Genomic DNA, 18248 nt, shown 5'->3' with positions numbered 1-18248 from the left:
CGTCATCCCCAGCTCTGTTAATTCTTAATCCTGAAGATAATTTTTCCATTGACTTTCCAGCTTCAACTGTGTTAATTCCCATATTTCTGTGTGCGTTCATCGCGTTCATATTGTGATTGATAATCATAATAAATTCCTCCTTGATTTTAATTGGACATCCTTGTCCTATTTTTTATTTATTTAAAACTTAAAGTTTATAACCTTAAGATTTAAAGCTTTTTAAATCTTTTATTGTTAAATGCTTATTTATTTTTCGTATTATTTTTTCAATACTTTATAGCTTTTTATTTTTTTATTTTCACTTAATTTTTCTTAATAATTAACTCTTATATTATATATTTCGATTAAGAATTATATGACTTTAGTATTTTTTAAACAATTTTGTCTAAATTAATTCCTTTGCCAGGTTCTACAGCCATATTACTCATCATTTCTGTCATTTGATTAGCTATTTCCTTTTCAGAATTCATTCCAAGCTTCATTACAGACAATTGAACTGCTGTTTTCAATGCTCCTTGATTCATAGAGATTGACATTGCTGATATATCCATATACACATTCCCCTTTATTTACATTTTTTATCCTTGAGATTCATATTAAAAGTTAATAAAACTTTAAAACATATTTTTATTTATATATTAAATTCTCTTTGAGAAAAAATTAATATTTCTACTTGCATTAATATATCCTAAATTAGCCTGTTTTTGATTTACTATTTTGTTAAGTTCATCTTTTACAAAAAACATTTTTTCTCTTAAAGTATCTTCTAACTCTTTATCCAAAATGTCCAATTCTTTTTCCTTATAAATTTTCTTAATTTCATTCTTATCTAAATTTAAAGAAAATATCTTTTCTATAAATTCTTCTCTTTTTTCCAACAAACTAATTTCTTCTTTATCTTCTTTTATTGATTTTATGATTTCTAAGTTAATTTCTTTATATTCATTAAAAACACTTAAATCCATAACCTAGCTCATACCCAATTGTGACATTAAATTAGATTGTTGTGAATTAAGTTTATTCATCATCTTTTCAAGAGTTGCAAACTTTGAATACATGGCTTGTTCTCTTCTAGAAAAATCTGTTTGCATATCTTTTATTTTCTTTTCATAATCTGTCATACTTTTACTAAGTTCATTAATTGAAAATGTAGAGGTACCTTCAAAACCAGCTTTCTTTAAAAGAGGTGAACTACTACTTTTCATGAATTCAGTCTCTATAGTGTCTTTTAATTGATGTAATATTCCTCTTTGACTCTTGTCAGTTGAATCTGAATTTCCTATAAATAAATTCATTACATCTTCTGTATTATTTTCTAATGCTTGAGTTAATTTCTCTTCATCAATTGTAAATGTTCCATTTAAATTTCCCGAATAATCTTTTACAGGCATTATGCCTACTTTTTCAAGATTTAATCCAGTGTCTTCCATTAAGGTTCTCATAGAATCTTTCATAGTACTAGCTATTCTTGTAATATCAGAATCTCTATATAATTGACCTTGTTCAACTCTTTCATTCCAAAGCTTAACTTCTGATTCTGACATTTCTTTCTTTTGCTCTGATGTAAGTGGATTATAACTTCTATCATGCTTAGTAGTTACAGTTGTGTTTAATTTTTCTATAAGTTTGTTATAATCATTTACAAATGCTACAACCTTATCCTTTAATTCTTTTACATCAGTTTTTGCAGTTAATGTAACACCAGTACACTTTTGATTAAAATTAAATGTAATTCCATCTACTGTTGCTGTATTACCAGTCTTGCTTGTTACATTATAGGTTTCATCTTTGCTATTTTTTATAGTTGCTTGAAGTTCTTTATCTACTGCATCATCACAACCTTCAATTTTAAAACCACCTTGTTCAAAATCATTTGATTCAAAAACTATTCCTTTGCTAATTTCACTATATTTAGCTGTTATATTTAAAGACTTTAATTGTTCAGCTGACAATCCTGGATTATCTTTTTTAAATTTTTCTATTTCTGCATTAAAATTAGCTATTGTTGCAGCAGCATTTTCCTTTGCTGTTGGTTTATCTGTTACAACATCAAATGTAACACTAACACCTGGAATAGTTGTCATTGTTATTCTTTTATCTGCATCAGCTTTAGCAACATCATCTGATAATGTAGTTGTTGCCTTTGCCGCTAATTGAGTTACATCAATAGTGTAATTATCCTTTATAGCTCCACCACTAGCCTTTGCAGTTACAGCACTTTCATTACTTGATGTAAAACCAATTGCTGACCAATTTGACTGTTTTAATAAACTATCACTTTTAAGTATATCTAAATGTTTACTAAAAAAATCTCTATTTTCCTTTATTATATCTCTATATAACTTTTGCTTTATTTCCACAACATCTTTTCTTTGAGTAGTTTGATCAATTTTAATTTGATATGGTTTCATAGATTCCTTAATTACGTTATCCATATCCATACCTGTAGCTAATCCTGTAATTCTCATTTTTTTCACTCCTCATTTGTTTTTTATATAGTAATATGCATCCATTATTTTAAAAATAAACTATAACAGATGCTTATTAATTATAACTAGTATTTTTATTTCCGTTTAATATTTATAAATTTAAAATAAGAATTATGTTTTACTTGTGAAACTTTGTTTGTTCCATCTCATATCATATATATTTTTTATTTACATTTCTGAATAAATATTTATTATTTCTATTCTCGTATCTCTTTAGTCAGTTCTTTATAGTTATGTTTTTATTTTTTAAAGTAATTTTAGAATATTATACAATTTTAATTTTTAAGAATATCTATTATTACAAAAATAATTAATATTAATTTTAATAAAAAAACTGAAATTAACAAATGTATGATTGTAGAAAATATACCTAGTAATAATAGAATAATACTAATTAATTATAATTTTTATTCTTTAAAAAGTATGATGGTAAATCTGAGAATTATGAATAATATTTAAACTTTTAAAATACTATAAATTAATATAAAATATATTTTTTAAATTTATTACAATAAAAAAATATTACTGTAAATAAAAATTTTCAGTAATATTTTAATAAATTTATTTTTAATTTTAAAACTACTCAAATTATCCATTTTATAGTTTTCTTTAATAGATACTATTTAATACTTTTATTAATGTCAATTAAGTACGTGTTGAAAAGAAATTAGTAATTCTATTAGAGTTAGCATACCTTAAATTAGCCTGTTTTTGATTTGATATTTTCTTTATTTCTTTTTTTACAGATAGCATTTTTTCTTTTAACGTCTCTTCTAATTCTTTATCTAAAATATCTAATTTATTTTCTTTATATATTTTCTTTATTTCATTTTTTTCTAAATTTAAAGAAATTATTTTCTTTATAATTTCTTCTCTTTTTTCAAATAGCACAATATCTTCCCTATCTTCTTTTATAGAATTTAGAATTTCTATGTTTATTTCTTTATATTCATTAAAAATATTTAAATCCATAACCTAGTTCATACCCAATTGTGACATTAAATTAGATTGTTGTGAATTAAGTTTATTCATCATTTTTTCAAGAGTTGCATATTTTGAATATAAAGCTTGTTCTCTTCTAGAAAAATCTTTTTGCATATCTTTTATTTTCTTTTCATAATCTGTTAAGTTTTTACTAAGCTCATTAGTTCCAAATGTAGAAGTTCCTTCAAACCCAGCCTTTTTTAAAAGAGGAGAAGTACTACTTCTTTTAAATTCTATATCTATAGTATCTTTTAACTTATATAATATACCTGTTTGATTTTTTCTGTTTGTTTTAGCTTCATCAGTTGTTAAAGTTGCCAATTCTTCGTCAGTTGGAGATGCTGTAGTAAATAATTTCATAACATCTTCTGTATTATTTTCTAACGCTGTTGTAAGTTTATCCTCATCTATTGTAAATGTTCCATTTAAATTACCTGAATAATCCTTCACATGCATTATACCTATTTTTTCAAGGTTTAACCCAGTGTCTCCCATTAATGTTCTCATAGAATCTTTCATAGTACTAGCTATTCTTGTAATATCAGAATCCCTGTATAATTGACCTTTTTCAACTCTTTCATTCCAAAGCTTAACTTCATTTTCTGACATATCTTTCTTTTGCTCTGCTGTAAGAGGATTATATCCTCTATCATGCTTAGTATTTACAGTTTTATTTAGTTTTTCTATAAGTTTATTATAATCATTTATAAATGCTACAATCTTATCCTTTAATTCTTTAGAATCAGTTTTTCCTGTTAATGTTACCGGAGTGTCAACACCATCTTTTTTTGTTACTTTATTGAAATTAAATGTAATTCCATCTACTGTTACTGTATTTGTATATTCATTAGTAATTGAAAATGTCTCACATTTACTATTTGAAATAGTCGCTATAAGTGGAATATCTTTTACTTCTTTATCGTTAAGTTTAAAATCACCTTGCCCAAAATCATTTGCCTCAAAAACTATTCCTTTACTAATTTCACTATATTTAGCTGTTATATTTAAAGATTTCAATTGTTTAGCTGTTAATCCTGAAGTTTTCCTTAATTCTTCTATTTTTTTATTAAAATCAGCTATTGTTACTGCGGCTTTTTCTTTTGAAGTTGCACCTGTTCCAACTTCAAATTCAACTTTTCCTGCACTAGTTGTTAATGTTTGTGTTCCAGTTACACCATCTTTCAAAGTTATTGTTGCTTTTGCTGCTAACTGTCCTACACTAACTGTATAGTTATCTTTTATAGCTCCACCACTAGCTTTTGCAGTTACAGCATTTTCATCACTTGATGAAAAACTAATAGATGACCAATTTGATTGTTTTAATAAACTATCACTTTTACCTATATCTAGATGTTTATCAAAAAAATCTCTACTATCCTTTATTATGTCCCTATATAACTTTTGCTTTATCTCCACAACATCCTTCTTTTGAGTAGTTTGATCAATTTTAATTTGATATGGTTTCATAGATTCTTTTATTACCTTATCAATATCCATACCTGTAGCTAATCCTGTAATTCTCATTTTTTCTTCACTCCTTCTAAATTTTATGTATAAATAAAATAATATATTTAATTTTATATAAACATTGCTATAATATTTAGCTTTTTATTCTTATATTTGTTAAATTATCTATTGTATACATTTTTATCTTTTATAAACATAATATCCCACTTATATTTTCGTACTTTTTTTTATTTTCTTTACATATATATTTTAATAATTCTGACTATAAAAAACAGCAAAACAAAGCATCTATTATCATTTACTATTTCAATGATAATAGATGCTTTATTTTTATAATTATGTTTTTATTTTACACTAATATACATAAACTTAAAATAAAAAATTCTATTTTATTATGCATTTTTAGATTTTTTCTCTGCTGAATGCCATATATCTCTTACTTCTTCAATAAGAGGTATAACTTCATCCATAACTTTTATGTCCTTTTTCATATTCGCTTCAAATAATTTATCATTTATAAAACCATAAACATTAAACATTTGAACAGCCCATTCACCTGCACTTGTATCAAGTGTAGCTCTCAATTCAGTAAATATATCTTCTGTTCTTATTATATTGTCGTGAGCTTTTTTTACATTTCTGTCTACTATAGCTTGTCTTGCTATTTTTGCAAATTTAACTGCTCCATCCACTAACATTAATAACAATTGATCCTTTGATGCATAAGTAACACTATTATTTTTGTAAGCATTATATCCGTTAGAATACATTCATATATCCTCCTATTTTTTAGTATCTACTATTCTACCTTTATTTTGCAACTCAAAATCTGGTTCTAATTTCTCTGCTTCAATACTTAATGTTTTATTCTCTATTTTAATACCATCTATTGTTATATATCTTCTTTTCTTTAAATTTTTTAACTTCTTATTATTTCTATTATTCCTCTCTTTATTTTCGTCTTCTTTTATATTTTTCTTTATATCTATATTGTTATTTTCATGAATCTTATCTACCTTAATTTCTTCTTGTAACTTATCTCTAAGGTCAGTATCAACTTTGTTTAATCTAAACTCCATTCCCCTATCCCCTTTAGATACTATGCTTTCTTATCAATCAAACCAAATTGTTTGCACATACCAGCTATCATATCTAATATTTTTTTTGGTGGTATTTCCATGATAACATCTTTAGTGGTATCATCTACTATTTTTATCATTATTGCACCCAAATCTTTATGAACAGAATATTCTGCATGAGCCTTTTCATCCTCTAAGAATTTATTTAATTTAGCAAGCGCTTTATCTAATTCTTCTTTATTTAAAGATTCATTTTTATTGATTTCTTTTATATTCATATCACTATTTGAATTAATATCTATTCTATAAGGAATATTAGTTGTATTACCTTGCCCTATACTATTAATATCCATATAATTCCTCCTAAATTTAGAATTATCTCTAACAATCATAATATTACTTTTTACATAATTTAAATAAATTTATATTACTTTTTAATTAATCTACGTTTTTAAAATAGTATTTTTTTATTTAAGTCAATAATATTAATGTATTTATGATTACACAGCATAAACTTCACTATTTAATTTTCTTAAATATAATATAAAAAAAGTTTTCATCAAATGTTTCAATATTAACATTGTTTTAAAACATAAACTATGATTTTATCTTTTGTAAAATGTAATGCTTTTTTAGATTACTCTTTTTAATAGTGATTTTATTTTTTCTTTATACCTTTTAATAAGTCTATATTAATATTCATAGCCTCTTTATTTTCTTCTTGTACAGCTTCATATAGTTCTTTTCTAAGTATAGTTAATTCTTTTGGAGCATTTATTCCTAGTTTTACACTTCCATCATCTAATTTGGAAACAGTTATTTCTATGTCTTCTCCAATCATTAATGACTCACCTTTTTTTCTGCTTATGATTAACACTTATAATCACTCCTTTATCAAAGGATGTTTAATTGCATAATCTTCATTATTTAATATTATTTGTTTCCCTAATCTATTAGAAATATTTATAACAATTGGAGCTCTTAAATTAGTTGTAATTTTTTTAGGATTAGAATTTAAAGTCACTGTTGTTAATAACATAACATCTTTTGATTCTTGTATATCCAACTCCCTAATTATATTTTCTGATAAATCTACTTTATATTTATAACAGAAATCAAACGGAGAAACTACTACTACTCCAACTTTGTCATCCTCTAATGATTGAAATAATTTAAAAGGCTCCATTCCCTTTAAATCTACCACTATAAACTTTCTTAGATTTTCATCAAAACCTGGAATACTCTTTAAAAATTTAACTATATTTTTTTCATCATATTCTATTTTTCCATGTATTTTAGAATGAAAAATCATATTTAGTGCCTCCTATCTTAAATAATCTAATATTGTTGAGGGAAGTACCTTAGCACTTGTTTGAAGTGCTGCCATATATATTGTTTGCATTACTGAATATTCCATCATTTTCTCTGTAAAATCTATATCTTCAGTTTTTGATAAAATATCTGTCATATTTAAATTTTCATCTTCATTTTTGGATTGAGCTGATTCCATTCTATTAGTCATTGCTCCAACTTCTGATCTATTTTGTAGTAAATTATTTATTATATTATCTACTTTTCCTAAACATTCACCAGTAATTAAACTTTTATCTCCAGTTGGACCAAGGTTATCTATAATCTTATTTAGTGTATCCATAACATTAGTACCATTTCCCTCAAGTATATCTTTTGCTGTTTTGTTATAATTAATCACTACTCCTTGAGATACTTCAACATTTAATTCCGCTCCAATTTGATCTAATGCTACTTGTTTAGTTGCATCTAATGCCTTTCCATCTGCTCCAATTTCAATTTTATTTCCATCTTTATCTGCATAACAAATTTTACCATTTTCATCTACCATAACAGGCTTAGATGCACTTTTACTTCCTCCAAAGATATAAGCTCCATCAAAGTTAGTATTTAATACTTGAGCTAATTCATTTACTTTTTCTTTAATTTCATCTTGAATAGCTCTTCTTTCATCTGTACCATAAGCTCCATTACCTGCTGTAACTAATAATTCCCTTACTCTAGCAAACATATTTCCTGCTTGGTTTAATGCTGTATCAGTTGTGTCTAACCAGTTTGATATATCTTTTATATTTTCATTATATTGCTTATTAGCTGAAATTTCACTATGTAATTGCATACTTCTAGATACTTTATATGGATTATCTGATGGTCTATTGATTTCTTTACCTGAAGATAGTTGACTTTGTAAAGTTTGCATATTATTTAAATTTCTTTGCATATTACTCATATAATTTGAAGATAACATACTAGTTGTTATTCTTTGCATATTGTTCACGCTCCTAATATTCTCATTTAAATTCCTTTTTTCATCACTTCAATTTATCTTTTCAATCCATTTATTACTACATCTAATAATTCGTCTACTGTTGAGATTATTTTTGCATTTGCACTATATGCATGTTGAAATTGTATTAAGTTTGTCATTTCTTCATCTAATGATACACCTGAAACAGCTAATCTTTGCATTTGTAAATCCTGAAGTATTTTATCTTGATTAGTTGAATTTCTACTAGCAGCCTCTGCTTGTACACCTAATGTATTTACTACATCTTTATAATAAGCCGCTACACTTGTACCATCTTTACTTCCTTGTAAAGTTACATTTTTTACTCCATCAAAACTAATACCTGATTTTGCAAAAAAGCTTGTTCTATCTGTAACATCAGTAATACTAGACATATTCATTTTTAGTGTTCTAATACTTGCAATTGCTAAAGCTCTTTCTCCAGCTCTTTCTCCTGATTCTGAAGTAGATCCACAATTTAATTTTGACACATCTTCTAATATCTTCTTATTAAGTGTTATATTTTTAGCACTAATTCCTTTTTCATCTACACCATTAGTAAAGACAAGTTCATATCCATTATTATTAGTTCCATCTACACTTCCTGTTTGAATCGCATTTACTGAATATGAAAGGGCAGCAGCTATTTGATCTAACTTATCCATATATCCTTTAATAGCCCCTTGTACACCTTGATTACCAGCAATTTCACCTTTTACTTGCTTATTATCAACACTATTTGTTTTACCATCATATTCATATGTCTTAAATATTTTTTTATTTATATCATCAAATGAAGCCATAGATGTAATTTCTTTTCCATCTTTATCAGAAACTATACCATCTTTATCTGTAATTAAAACTCTGTTTTTCATTAAGGAATCTGCTGTATTTTGCGCATCCTTAGGATCTCCTTTTATGCTAATAGTTTTTGGTTCTGTATTTAAGTTTCCTAATGGATAATACTTTAAAGTTATTTCACCAGTAGGTTTTCCAGTGGCATCTTTTACTACCTCTGCACTTTTAACATAAGAAAGTCTAGTATAGTGCTCATCAGTTGGACTTGAATTAACTAAATTATTTATTGGATTATCTTTATTTTGAAACCCTTCTGCTTTAACATCAATAGTTTCTTTATCTTTTCTATCTATAGTTATACCAAATTTAGAGCTTAATTGATCTAATAAGTTATCTCTAGCATCCATTAAATCATTAGGTGTTTGTCCAACTGCACACACACCTGAAATTTGTTTATTCAAATCATTTATTTGATCTAAAAGAGTGTTAACATCTTTTACATTCATTTGTAATAATTCTTGTGCATCAGTTACTTGTTTTTCTAATTGTGTAGTTGTATAATTTAACGCATCTGCTAAAGCTGATGCTTTTTGAAGAGCTACTGTTCTAGCTGATGATTTTTCAGGAGTTTTTGATAATTCTTGAAATGAGTCAAAAAACTCTCCTAATAATTGTTGTATTCCTGAATCAGATGGTTCTCCAAATATACTTTCTACTTGATATAAAAATTTATCTTGAACTTTAAAATTACCACTTTTACCCATTTCATTTCTTACTTGATAGTCTATAAAAGAATCTCTAATTCTTTGTATTGATGATATTTCAGCTCCTGTTCCTACTTGACCAACTGTACAAGTATCAAATCTTGACATTCCACCAAAAGGTCTTGTAGTACTCGATACTGCTCTTTGTCTTGAAAAACCTTGAGTATTTGCATTTGCAATATTATGTGAAGTCGTATTTATCGCACCTTGTTGAACATTTAATCCTCTTTTGGCTATTGTAAATGTATCAAATAATCCCGCCATTTATAAATCCTACCTTTCCCCTTTACTAATATCCTTATTTGATATTAGTATTTATCTTAATTCTATATTTTAAAAAGTCTCATTAATCTTATTGATTAATTAATAATTAATCAATAAGATAATAGACTTTATTATTAATCCATAGTTTATATATCTATTTCCTTAAATTCCCATAAGAATTATAAGTTTTAATTTCTCTATTTGGATTCATTATATTTAACATTTGATTGTTAAATATAATTTGTTGTTTTAATAACATATCATTTGTTTCTTTTTGCAGTGTAAGTTCCTTTAATGTATTTTGTATTTTATCATATACTATATTTAAATTTTCATTTTTAGCTTCACTTACAATTTTTTTCATACTTTCTTTTCCAATTAATTTTCTTCTATTAACCTCTTCTGCTGCAATCCTTTTATTGCATTCATTCATTTTATCGACTAGTCCCTCTAAACCAAATATATCCTTATCCATTATCATTTTATATTGTAGCTTTAATAAATTCATAAGTTCCTTTAATGCTAAATCTTCATATTCTATTATTCTTGTAAGTTCATTTATCATAATTTTTACTTACTCTCCTTTATAGAATTTAATATACTCCTTGCAGTTAAATTAGCATCTACTGAATATGTTCCATTCTCAATTTTTTCTTTGATTTCTTCTATTCTTTTACTATTATCTATAGATATATCTAATGAATAATCCTTAATAGATTTTCCTAATGAAGAAATCTCTATTCTATCTTTTTGTTGAATCTTATTAATCTTTTCATTATTATTTAAACTCTTACTAGAATTTGCATTATATATATTTGCTATAGAGTGTGAGTTAATTCTATTAATACTCATATATCTCTCCTCCAATTTTTACTATCTGTTTTGCTATCTGTTTTTATTATCGGTTATTTCTATATTAAGTTTAGTCATTTAAGGTAATTTAATACCTTTTTATTATTAAAATATTCTTAAGAAAATATATAAACTTTAACATTTAACAGGTATATAGCTACATATTTTTATATTACTATTCACCTAATATTTTACAAGAAAATTATATTTAAATAAATATAAAAATAAAATTTAAATAAAAAAATCGCTAAGGCGACTATGGAGCCGTCAATTTTTTTTACGCATCTGCCTTTTTGAACATATGTGGGAAAAGTTTGGCAGGCGATTATATTTTATTTTTATTCTTTAAGTTTTATTTCTTAATCTTTAAGCAAAAATATACTCTAAGTTATCCACAAATTTTAAAAATATAATTTCCTAAAGAATAAAAAATAGAGATATGATAAAACCATTTTACTAAATTATAGTAATATTAATCTTCTCATATCTCTATTAAGGCACATGAAATAAAATCATAGACCAAAGAGGTGTTGTATATTCTGTGTCAGTCAGTTAATAGCTCGTTATTAGCTAAATTTACTGATACAGTATGACACAAAATAGACGAGCATACTAGTCTATTATTTTTTGAATGTACCTAAAATATTTTATTAGATTGAAGTATTAGAATCTTTATAATTTAAATGTAGATATAAATAGAGATATGCTTTTAGTATATATACTGCCTGAGTACTCATTAAAGCTTATCTCTATTTATATTTACTCTACTTATTATTTTATCTCAATGATTTTATTCTTTCAGCACTACTTGCTATACTAGTTATTCTTACTCCAAAATTTTCATCAACCACAACTACTTCTCCATAAGCTATTTTCTTTCCATTAACTAATATTTCAACTGGTTCTTCAGCAAGTTTATCTAATTCTATTAAAGATCCAGTACTTAAATTTAAAATATCCTTTATATTCTTTTTAGTTCTTCCTAAAACTACTGATATATCTAATGGAACATCTAATATCAAATCTATATTTTTAGGTGGTTGTGAGACATCACTTTGACCTAATGGTTCAAATGCTGCTGAATGCACTTCCACTGGTTGTTGTTTCACTTTTGGTGCTTCTACAATCGTTTTTTCATACATTTGGTGTGTTGAAGCCTCCCTACTTTCTTGTTTTTTATCTATATTATTATCTCTTGTAACAGCTACTTGTGGTTGTTCACCATATGTAGTTTCTGAAGATTGGGCTTTATTATCTGACTCTTCTTCTTCTTCTTTACCCATCATTATTGATACAATTTTCTTAGCAGTTTTCATAGGTAAAATTTGCATTATATTACTATCTACAAGATTTCCTATAATTAACCTAAAAGAAACTCTTACAATTTCCTCATCTTCTAATAAAGTTTCTGTAATAGGATCTGCTTTTTCTTTCCATAACTTTGAGGTCGGTGGAGATATATCTACCTTTCTTGAAAACATAGTAGCCATAGATGTAGCTGCTGAACCTATCATTTGATTCATAGCTTCTTGTACTGCACTTACTTCAAGTTCAGACAGTTCTGGATTTTCTGGAACTTCACCATTTCCGCCCATCATAAGGTTAGCTATCACTGCTGCGTCAGCTGTTTTCATAACTAATATGTTTCTTCCTACTATACCTGCTGTATATTCAACATCTAGAACAATATTTGGTGTTTCAAAAGAATCTTTTGTTTCTTTTAATGTTGTTATAGAAACTACAGGTGTTGTTATGTTTACATTTTGATTAATTATTTGGTAAAGCGCTGTAGATGCTGAGCCCATTGATATATTGCCAATTTCCCCCAACAAATCTTTCTCAATATCTGTCAACTCTATCACTTCACTTGCTTCGCTAGCTGATGGCGATTCTTGTGTATCTTGACTTTCAATTTCTCCTGCTAGAAGTGCATTTATTTCATCTTGTGATAGAAAACTATTACTCATACTCTTTCACTTCCTTGTCTATTATATCTAAAATAGCAACACCCATATTCTTCCCTGTTATACCAGGTTTAGCATAATAGCAGTCTTCATTTCCCACATATACCTTTATTGGAGATGAACTCTTATTATCAAGTTTTATAATATCTCCTTCAGATAATTTTAGAAAATCATCTACTATTAAATGTGTACTTCCTAATTCTGCTACAATTTCAATATCAACCTTTTGTATAGCATCTTCTACCTTTACTCTTGATTCAGCTCTTAATGCTTCATCATCATTTTGGAACCAATATTGTACTACTAATTTATCTAGTACTTTTTCTATACTTAAATATGGAATACACATATTCATAAAGGTGCTATGTTCTCCAAACTCTACTGAGAATGTAATAAGTGCCACAGGTTCATTAGGTGCTAATGTTTGGTTTATTGCTGGATTAGTTTCTATTCCTTCAACTTCTGGATTAACCTCTAAAATATCTTCCCATGCTAATTTTAAGTTGCCTATCATTCCTGTTGTAATTTGTTTTATTATATTTTTATCAATATCAGAAAATTCCTTACTCTCTACTTTTCTATCTCCACTGCCCCCAAGCAAAATATCTAATATTTGAAATGACAATTGAGGATTTGTTTCAAATATTATTGTGCCTATTGAAGGGGGCATCTTAAACATTGTGATGATAGTAGGGTTTTGTACGGAATGTATAAATTCCTCATAGGTTATCTGTTCTACAGTTTCTATTCTAACTTTAACATTTTTTCTTATTTGTCCTGTTAAGTAATTAGAAATTATCCTCGCAAAATTATCATGAATTAACTCAAGAGTTCTTATATGATCTTTTGAGAATTTTTGCGGACTCTTAAAATCATAAAGTTTCACCTTATGCTTTTCATCTTCTTTTGGTACAGCTTCTGGCTCTAATTCCCCTGTAGATAAGGCAGATAACAAGGCATCTATTTCACTTTGTGATAAAACATCTGCCATTCTTTATCCCTCATTTCACTATTAATTTAGTAACTTATCAATATTTATTATTGTTAAAAGTTTATCATTATAATCTACTATGCCCTTTATATAATCTGGACCATTTCCTTCTTCCAATTTTTGTATGTTTTTTTCATCTATATCCAATACTTCATCAACTTCATCAACTGATATACCAATTTCTTCATCCTTAACAGTCAAAATTATTATGTTGTTTTGTTCAGTACTTGAATTAACATTTAATAATAAATTTATGTCTACAAGAGATTTTATACTTCCTCTTAAATTTATTAATCCCTTAATATAACTAGGTGCTTTAGGGACTCTTGTAATTCCCATCATATCATTAATACTTTGAACTCTTTCAGTTTCTACTGCAAAATGTTCATTTCCTAACTTAAATACTACTATTTGCATTTAATACACCCCCACATACTTGAAGTTTAACCAAGTACTTTTTTAATTGCTTCCAACACTCTATCCGCTTGGAATGGTTTTACTATAAAATCTTTTGCACCAGCTCTTATTGCATCCATAACCATTGATTGTTGACCCATAGCTGAACACATTATTATTTTTGCATTTGGATCAAATTCTCTTATTTGTTTTACTGCTTCAATTCCATCTAAATCTGGCATTGTAATATCCATAGTAACAACATCTGGTTTTTCTTTCTTATACATTTCTACAGCAATTGCACCATTGCTTGCTTCTCCCACTATTTCAAAATCATTCTTTTCTAATATGTCCTTTATCATCATTCTCATGAATGCTGCATCATCTACAATTAAAACTTTAGCCATTTAAATCTTACCTCCAAAATTAATTTACTCCAATTGATTTTAATATTTTTTCTAAAGAGCCTGGCATCGGCACATAATAGAAATGTGCTCCAATCTCCTCTTGTGTATCATCTAAGAAAATTGTCTCTATGTCAAGTATATTTTCATCATATTGACAAGATTCTGCAAATGTTGTTGTTAATATAGCACTTAACATATCATACGCAACTGCAGGCACTGACGGAATAATATGCATATTAGTAAACTTTGCTATAGCATTCATATAAGATGCTGCAACTATATTTGCTATCTCACATAATACCGATTTACCAAGTTCACTAGTAATATCCTCTTGTTTTCCTAGCAATTTTTCTATAATATGCTTAGCTCTATCACCATCAAAAAGCAAAAGAATATTTCCTGCTATATCTCCAAGTGCTCTTACAACAATGCCAGCCACTTCTTCTTCACTATTTAATTCAATAACATCTTCAAACCTTACAATATTTACTGCCGGTACTGTCATATCTATCTTTTGCGACATCATCATTGAAAGAGAGGTTGCTGCATTTCCAGCTCCAATATTAGATACTTCTTTTAAAGCATCTAACTGCATACTATTAAAATTAGTATATCCCATTTTCTACCTCCTTTAAAATTATACTTATAATAACGCACCTACATCCAATATCAATGTAACTAATCCATTTCCTAATATTGTAGCTCCGATATATTGATCTAATCCTTTTAATGTTTCACCTAATGGTTTAATTACTATTTCTTGCTGTCCTAACAATGAATCTACTAATAAACCTATAGTTTTATCTCCCACATTAACTATTATAACAAATTTTTTATCTGTTTCACCAGCCTCTATATCTAGAGTTTCATTTAATCTTACTAATGGAATAACATTATCTCTATAAATAATAACTTCTCTTCCATTACTTGTCTTTATATTTTCTTCTTTGTAATCTATTACTCTATCTATAAATCCTAATGAAATAGCAAGAGTTTCTTCTCCTACTTTTACAAGCAATGCTTGTATTATTTGTAATGTTAATGGAAGTTTTATTACAAATGTTGAGCCTTCGCCTTCCTTACTTAATACATCAACAGTACCACCTAATGCTGAAATTTTTGTTTTAACAACATCCATTCCAACACCTCTACCTGATATGTCAGTTACTACCTCATTAGTACTAAATCCTTGAGCAAATATTAAATTCTTAATATCATTATCTGACAATCCATCTGTACTTATACCTTTTTGTTCTGCTTTAGCTTTTACTTTTTCAACATTTATTCCTGCACCATCATCTATTACTTTAATTAATGCTTTTGTTCCTTCTTGGTATGCAACTAACCTAACTGTACCAACTGGGTTCTTTCCTGCTGCTATTCTTTCTTCCTTAGATTCAATACCATGGTCTGCAGCATTTCTTAATAAATGAATTAATGGTTCTCCAATTTCATCTATAACAGTTCTATCTAACTCTGTTTCTGCACCTTCTATGATAAAATTAATTTCCTTATTTAATTCTATTGAAACATCTCTTATCATTCTTGGGAATCTATTAAATACAGTATCTAAAGGTAACATTCTGATTTTCATTACCAAGTCTTGAAGATCAGAAGTTGTTCTTCCAACTTGTTCTAATGTTTCATTTAATTCTTGTGATTTATGATCAATAACTATTTGTTCAAGTCTTGTCCTATAAATAACAAGTTCTGATACCATATTCATTAGATTATCTATTCTTACCAAATCAACTCTTACTGATTGATGTGCTTTTTTAGAATCTTTTTTTACAGAATTTGATTTTTTAATTTTATTTTCAGCTACAGGTTTATTTTGAGCAGCACTATTAGAAGTTGAAGTTGTATCTTGAGATTCTTTACCAACTTTTTCTTGAACTTCCTTAGCTTCAATTTCATCAATATTCACTTCTATCATTGATACTTCAACATTATCAACTTCTGAAATTCCATTAACTAGAGTGCTTATATCCTCAATCGAATTATGAGTTACTAATATAAAACTTAATTCTAAATCAAACTCTTCATTTTCAATATCTTCAGTTGAAGGATTTGACTTTAAGATTTCTCCATGATCTTCAAGATCTTTTACTATTAGAAAAGCTCTTGCTGATTTTAAAAGTGTATTCTCACTTAATTTAATTTTTACTTCAATAACATTGTAAGACTTTTCTTTTGCTTGTTTAATTACTGATAAATCATATTGATTTAACTTAAATTCTGAATTACTATTTTGTAATTCACTTTCTGTAATATCAGCTGTAATTTCTATAGACTCTTCTTGAGTTTCATTTTTTCCCTCTATAGCTATATGTTCTAAAGATTCGATTATGTCGTTTATTTCAACTTTGTCTTCTATTCCTGATTGTATATTATCAATCATTTTCTCTAATGTGTCTAAACAATCAAATAAAACAGTTACAACTTTTTGAGTTACTCTTAAATCACCATCTCTAAATTTAGCTAATACATCTTCCATCTTATGAGTTAATTCAGCAACATCTGTAAAACCCATCGTTGCTGCCATACCCTTAATTGTATGAGCTACTCTAAATATCTCATTAACTTTATCAATGTCATCTGGAGTCTGTTCTAAATCTAAAAGTGACTCATTTAGTGTTTGAAGATTATCTAAAGATTCTTCTAAAAACATAGTCATATATTGAGATGTATCCATAATATTATCCCCCCTATAATTTTTTGTAAATAAAGGTAGCTGCTTTTTCAAAACCATATTCTTTATAATTATAAATACTTTCTGTAGCTCCTACAAATAAAAGCCCACCTTTTTTTAATGAATTACTAAATTTTTTATAAATTTCAGCTTTAGTATCATTATTAAAATAAATAACAACATTTCTACAAATTATCAAATCAAAGTTATTATCATATCTATCTAAAATTAAATCGTGCTTTTTAAATGTAACCATAGATTTAATTTTATTATTTATATAGTATTTATCGCCCTTAATCTCAAAATATTTACTTAATTCATTATTTTTAACATTTTTCATTTCATTATTAGTATATTCTCCTATTTTAGCCTTAGATAAAATAGTATTATCAATATCTGTTGCAATAATTGTATGTCTTCCATTTGGAGCTATTTTATTTAAAATCATTCCAATAGTATATGGTTCACATCCAATTGAACATGCTGCACTCCAAATTTTCAAATTTGGATTATTAGGTAATAATTCTGTAGTTATTTTTTTTTCTAAATCATCAAATAATTCAGGGTTTCTAAAAAACTCTGTTACATTTATCGTAATAAAATCTAAAAACTTTTGCTTTTGCTCTGGATTAGATTTTATTACTTTTGCATATTCATCTAATGATTTGATTCCAACCCTACTCATTAAACTATCTATTCTTCTGTTAAGTTGATCGGGCTTATAAGCAGATAAATTTATTCCTAGTTCTTTATGAACCCATTTATGAAAATCATTAAAATCCAT

Annotated in this window: 22 protein-coding genes; all 22 read right to left on the bottom strand. The window is 26.8% G+C overall.

Annotated features, from left to right (window positions below; all coding sequences use genetic code 11):
• The coding region (locus ACYUET_RS09630) for a flagellin N-terminal helical domain-containing protein (RefSeq protein ID WP_460279135.1) at positions 1-127 on the bottom strand (127 nt) is incomplete at its 3' end.
• A 244-nt stretch (positions 128-371) separates the two neighbouring features.
• The gene (locus tag ACYUET_RS09625) at positions 372-551 is read right to left on the bottom strand and encodes a YjfB family protein (RefSeq protein WP_460279123.1); all 180 of its coding nucleotides are present in this window, start codon (positions 549-551) and stop codon (positions 372-374) included.
• An 87-nt stretch (positions 552-638) separates the two neighbouring features.
• A complete protein-coding gene (locus ACYUET_RS09620) occupies positions 639-965 on the bottom strand; it encodes a flagellar protein FliT (RefSeq protein ID WP_460279122.1) in 327 nt (108 codons plus the stop codon).
• Positions 966-968: 3 nt separating this feature from the next.
• A complete protein-coding gene (fliD, locus tag ACYUET_RS09615) occupies positions 969-2468 on the bottom strand; it encodes a flagellar filament capping protein FliD (protein ID WP_460279121.1) in 1500 nt (499 codons plus the stop codon).
• 666 nt (positions 2469-3134) lie between these two features.
• A complete protein-coding gene (locus ACYUET_RS09610; protein WP_460279119.1) occupies positions 3135-3461 on the bottom strand; it encodes a flagellar protein FliT in 327 nt (108 codons plus the stop codon).
• A 3-nt stretch (positions 3462-3464) separates the two neighbouring features.
• On the bottom strand, positions 3465-4997 hold the full coding sequence (gene fliD / locus ACYUET_RS09605; protein WP_460279117.1) for a flagellar filament capping protein FliD: 1533 nt from the start codon (positions 4995-4997) through the stop codon (positions 3465-3467).
• A 335-nt stretch (positions 4998-5332) separates the two neighbouring features.
• Positions 5333-5710 (bottom strand): flagellar export chaperone FliS, encoded by a 378-nt coding sequence (fliS, locus tag ACYUET_RS09600; RefSeq protein WP_460279116.1) that lies wholly within the window; start codon positions 5708-5710, stop codon positions 5333-5335.
• A 12-nt stretch (positions 5711-5722) separates the two neighbouring features.
• Positions 5723-6019 (bottom strand): hypothetical protein, encoded by a 297-nt coding sequence (locus ACYUET_RS09595; RefSeq protein WP_460279114.1) that lies wholly within the window; start codon positions 6017-6019, stop codon positions 5723-5725.
• Between the two features lie 20 nt (positions 6020-6039).
• Complete coding sequence (locus ACYUET_RS09590; RefSeq protein WP_460279112.1) at positions 6040-6372, bottom strand: flagellar protein FlaG; 333 nt, start codon at positions 6370-6372, stop codon at positions 6040-6042.
• Between the two features lie 305 nt (positions 6373-6677).
• Positions 6678-6896 (bottom strand): carbon storage regulator CsrA, encoded by a 219-nt coding sequence (gene csrA, locus ACYUET_RS09585; RefSeq protein WP_460279111.1) that lies wholly within the window; start codon positions 6894-6896, stop codon positions 6678-6680.
• Between the two features lie 6 nt (positions 6897-6902).
• Entirely contained in the window at positions 6903-7331 is a 429-nt protein-coding gene (gene fliW / locus ACYUET_RS09580; protein ID WP_460279110.1) for a flagellar assembly protein FliW, read from the bottom strand.
• Between the two features lie 12 nt (positions 7332-7343).
• Positions 7344-8318 (bottom strand): flagellar hook-associated protein FlgL, encoded by a 975-nt coding sequence (flgL, locus tag ACYUET_RS09575; RefSeq protein WP_460279109.1) that lies wholly within the window; start codon positions 8316-8318, stop codon positions 7344-7346.
• 53 nt (positions 8319-8371) lie between these two features.
• Positions 8372-10162 (bottom strand): flagellar hook-associated protein FlgK, encoded by a 1791-nt coding sequence (gene flgK / locus ACYUET_RS09570; RefSeq protein WP_460279108.1) that lies wholly within the window; start codon positions 10160-10162, stop codon positions 8372-8374.
• Between the two features lie 154 nt (positions 10163-10316).
• On the bottom strand, positions 10317-10727 hold the full coding sequence (locus ACYUET_RS09565; protein WP_460279107.1) for a flagellar protein FlgN: 411 nt from the start codon (positions 10725-10727) through the stop codon (positions 10317-10319).
• Between the two features lie 5 nt (positions 10728-10732).
• On the bottom strand, positions 10733-11014 hold the full coding sequence (flgM, locus tag ACYUET_RS09560; protein ID WP_460279106.1) for a flagellar biosynthesis anti-sigma factor FlgM: 282 nt from the start codon (positions 11012-11014) through the stop codon (positions 10733-10735).
• A 776-nt stretch (positions 11015-11790) separates the two neighbouring features.
• Entirely contained in the window at positions 11791-12981 is a 1191-nt protein-coding gene (fliY, locus tag ACYUET_RS09555) for a flagellar motor switch phosphatase FliY (protein ID WP_460279104.1), read from the bottom strand.
• Positions 12974-13969, bottom strand: coding sequence for a flagellar motor switch protein FliM (gene fliM, locus ACYUET_RS09550; protein ID WP_460279102.1), 996 nt, complete (start codon positions 13967-13969; stop codon positions 12974-12976). The genes fliY and fliM overlap by 8 nt, the downstream gene beginning before the upstream one ends.
• A 21-nt stretch (positions 13970-13990) precedes the next feature.
• On the bottom strand, positions 13991-14386 hold the full coding sequence (locus ACYUET_RS09545; protein WP_460279101.1) for a chemotaxis protein CheW: 396 nt from the start codon (positions 14384-14386) through the stop codon (positions 13991-13993).
• A 26-nt stretch (positions 14387-14412) separates the two neighbouring features.
• A complete protein-coding gene (locus tag ACYUET_RS09540) occupies positions 14413-14772 on the bottom strand; it encodes a response regulator (protein ID WP_460279100.1) in 360 nt (119 codons plus the stop codon).
• 19 nt (positions 14773-14791) lie between these two features.
• Positions 14792-15391 carry a chemotaxis protein CheC gene (locus ACYUET_RS09535; RefSeq protein WP_460279099.1) on the bottom strand — a complete coding sequence of 200 codons (600 nt, stop codon included), beginning with the start codon at positions 15389-15391 and terminating at the stop codon, positions 14792-14794.
• 24 nt (positions 15392-15415) lie between these two features.
• On the bottom strand, positions 15416-17467 hold the full coding sequence (locus tag ACYUET_RS09530) for a chemotaxis protein CheW (RefSeq protein WP_460279098.1): 2052 nt from the start codon (positions 17465-17467) through the stop codon (positions 15416-15418).
• Between the two features lie 13 nt (positions 17468-17480).
• Entirely contained in the window at positions 17481-18248 is a 768-nt protein-coding gene (locus ACYUET_RS09525; RefSeq protein ID WP_460279097.1) for a CheR family methyltransferase, read from the bottom strand.

This window comes from Clostridium sp. CTA-5 (assembly GCF_054768135.1).
The sequence above is the reverse complement of the archived record's forward strand: the minus strand, read 5'-3'. Positions and strand labels throughout refer to the sequence as shown.

What these genes read in the sequence shown, in the direction of transcription:
- ACYUET_RS09620 (WP_460279122.1), bottom strand. Translation starts at nt 965, where the DNA reads ATGGATTTAAGTGTTTTTAATGAATATAAAGAAATTAACTTAGAAATC.
- ACYUET_RS09530 (WP_460279098.1), bottom strand. Translation starts at nt 17,467, where the DNA reads ATGGATACATCTCAATATATGACTATGTTTTTAGAAGAATCTTTAGAT.
- ACYUET_RS09525 (WP_460279097.1), bottom strand. Translation starts at nt 18,248, where the DNA reads ATGGATTTTAATGATTTTCATAAATGGGTTCATAAAGAACTAGGAATA.
- flgK (WP_460279108.1), bottom strand. Translation starts at nt 10,162, where the DNA reads ATGGCGGGATTATTTGATACATTTACAATAGCCAAAAGAGGATTAAAT.
- fliW (WP_460279110.1), bottom strand. Translation starts at nt 7,331, where the DNA reads ATGATTTTTCATTCTAAAATACATGGAAAAATAGAATATGATGAAAAA.
- ACYUET_RS09625 (WP_460279123.1), bottom strand. Translation starts at nt 551, where the DNA reads ATGGATATATCAGCAATGTCAATCTCTATGAATCAAGGAGCATTGAAA.
- ACYUET_RS09595 (WP_460279114.1), bottom strand. Translation starts at nt 6,019, where the DNA reads ATGGAGTTTAGATTAAACAAAGTTGATACTGACCTTAGAGATAAGTTA.
- fliM (WP_460279102.1), bottom strand. Translation starts at nt 13,969, where the DNA reads ATGGCAGATGTTTTATCACAAAGTGAAATAGATGCCTTGTTATCTGCC.
- ACYUET_RS09540 (WP_460279100.1), bottom strand. Translation starts at nt 14,772, where the DNA reads ATGGCTAAAGTTTTAATTGTAGATGATGCAGCATTCATGAGAATGATG.
- fliS (WP_460279116.1), bottom strand. Translation starts at nt 5,710, where the DNA reads ATGTATTCTAACGGATATAATGCTTACAAAAATAATAGTGTTACTTAT.
- flgM (WP_460279106.1), bottom strand. Translation starts at nt 11,014, where the DNA reads ATGAGTATTAATAGAATTAACTCACACTCTATAGCAAATATATATAAT.
- ACYUET_RS09565 (WP_460279107.1), bottom strand. Translation starts at nt 10,727, where the DNA reads ATGATAAATGAACTTACAAGAATAATAGAATATGAAGATTTAGCATTA.
- fliY (WP_460279104.1), bottom strand. Translation starts at nt 12,981, where the DNA reads ATGAGTAATAGTTTTCTATCACAAGATGAAATAAATGCACTTCTAGCA.
- flgL (WP_460279109.1), bottom strand. Translation starts at nt 8,318, where the DNA reads ATGCAAAGAATAACAACTAGTATGTTATCTTCAAATTATATGAGTAAT.
- ACYUET_RS09545 (WP_460279101.1), bottom strand. Translation starts at nt 14,386, where the DNA reads ATGCAAATAGTAGTATTTAAGTTAGGAAATGAACATTTTGCAGTAGAA.
- fliD (WP_460279117.1), bottom strand. Translation starts at nt 4,997, where the DNA reads ATGAGAATTACAGGATTAGCTACAGGTATGGATATTGATAAGGTAATA.
- ACYUET_RS09535 (WP_460279099.1), bottom strand. Translation starts at nt 15,391, where the DNA reads ATGGGATATACTAATTTTAATAGTATGCAGTTAGATGCTTTAAAAGAA.
- fliD (WP_460279121.1), bottom strand. Translation starts at nt 2,468, where the DNA reads ATGAGAATTACAGGATTAGCTACAGGTATGGATATGGATAACGTAATT.
- ACYUET_RS09610 (WP_460279119.1), bottom strand. Translation starts at nt 3,461, where the DNA reads ATGGATTTAAATATTTTTAATGAATATAAAGAAATAAACATAGAAATT.
- ACYUET_RS09590 (WP_460279112.1), bottom strand. Translation starts at nt 6,372, where the DNA reads ATGGATATTAATAGTATAGGGCAAGGTAATACAACTAATATTCCTTAT.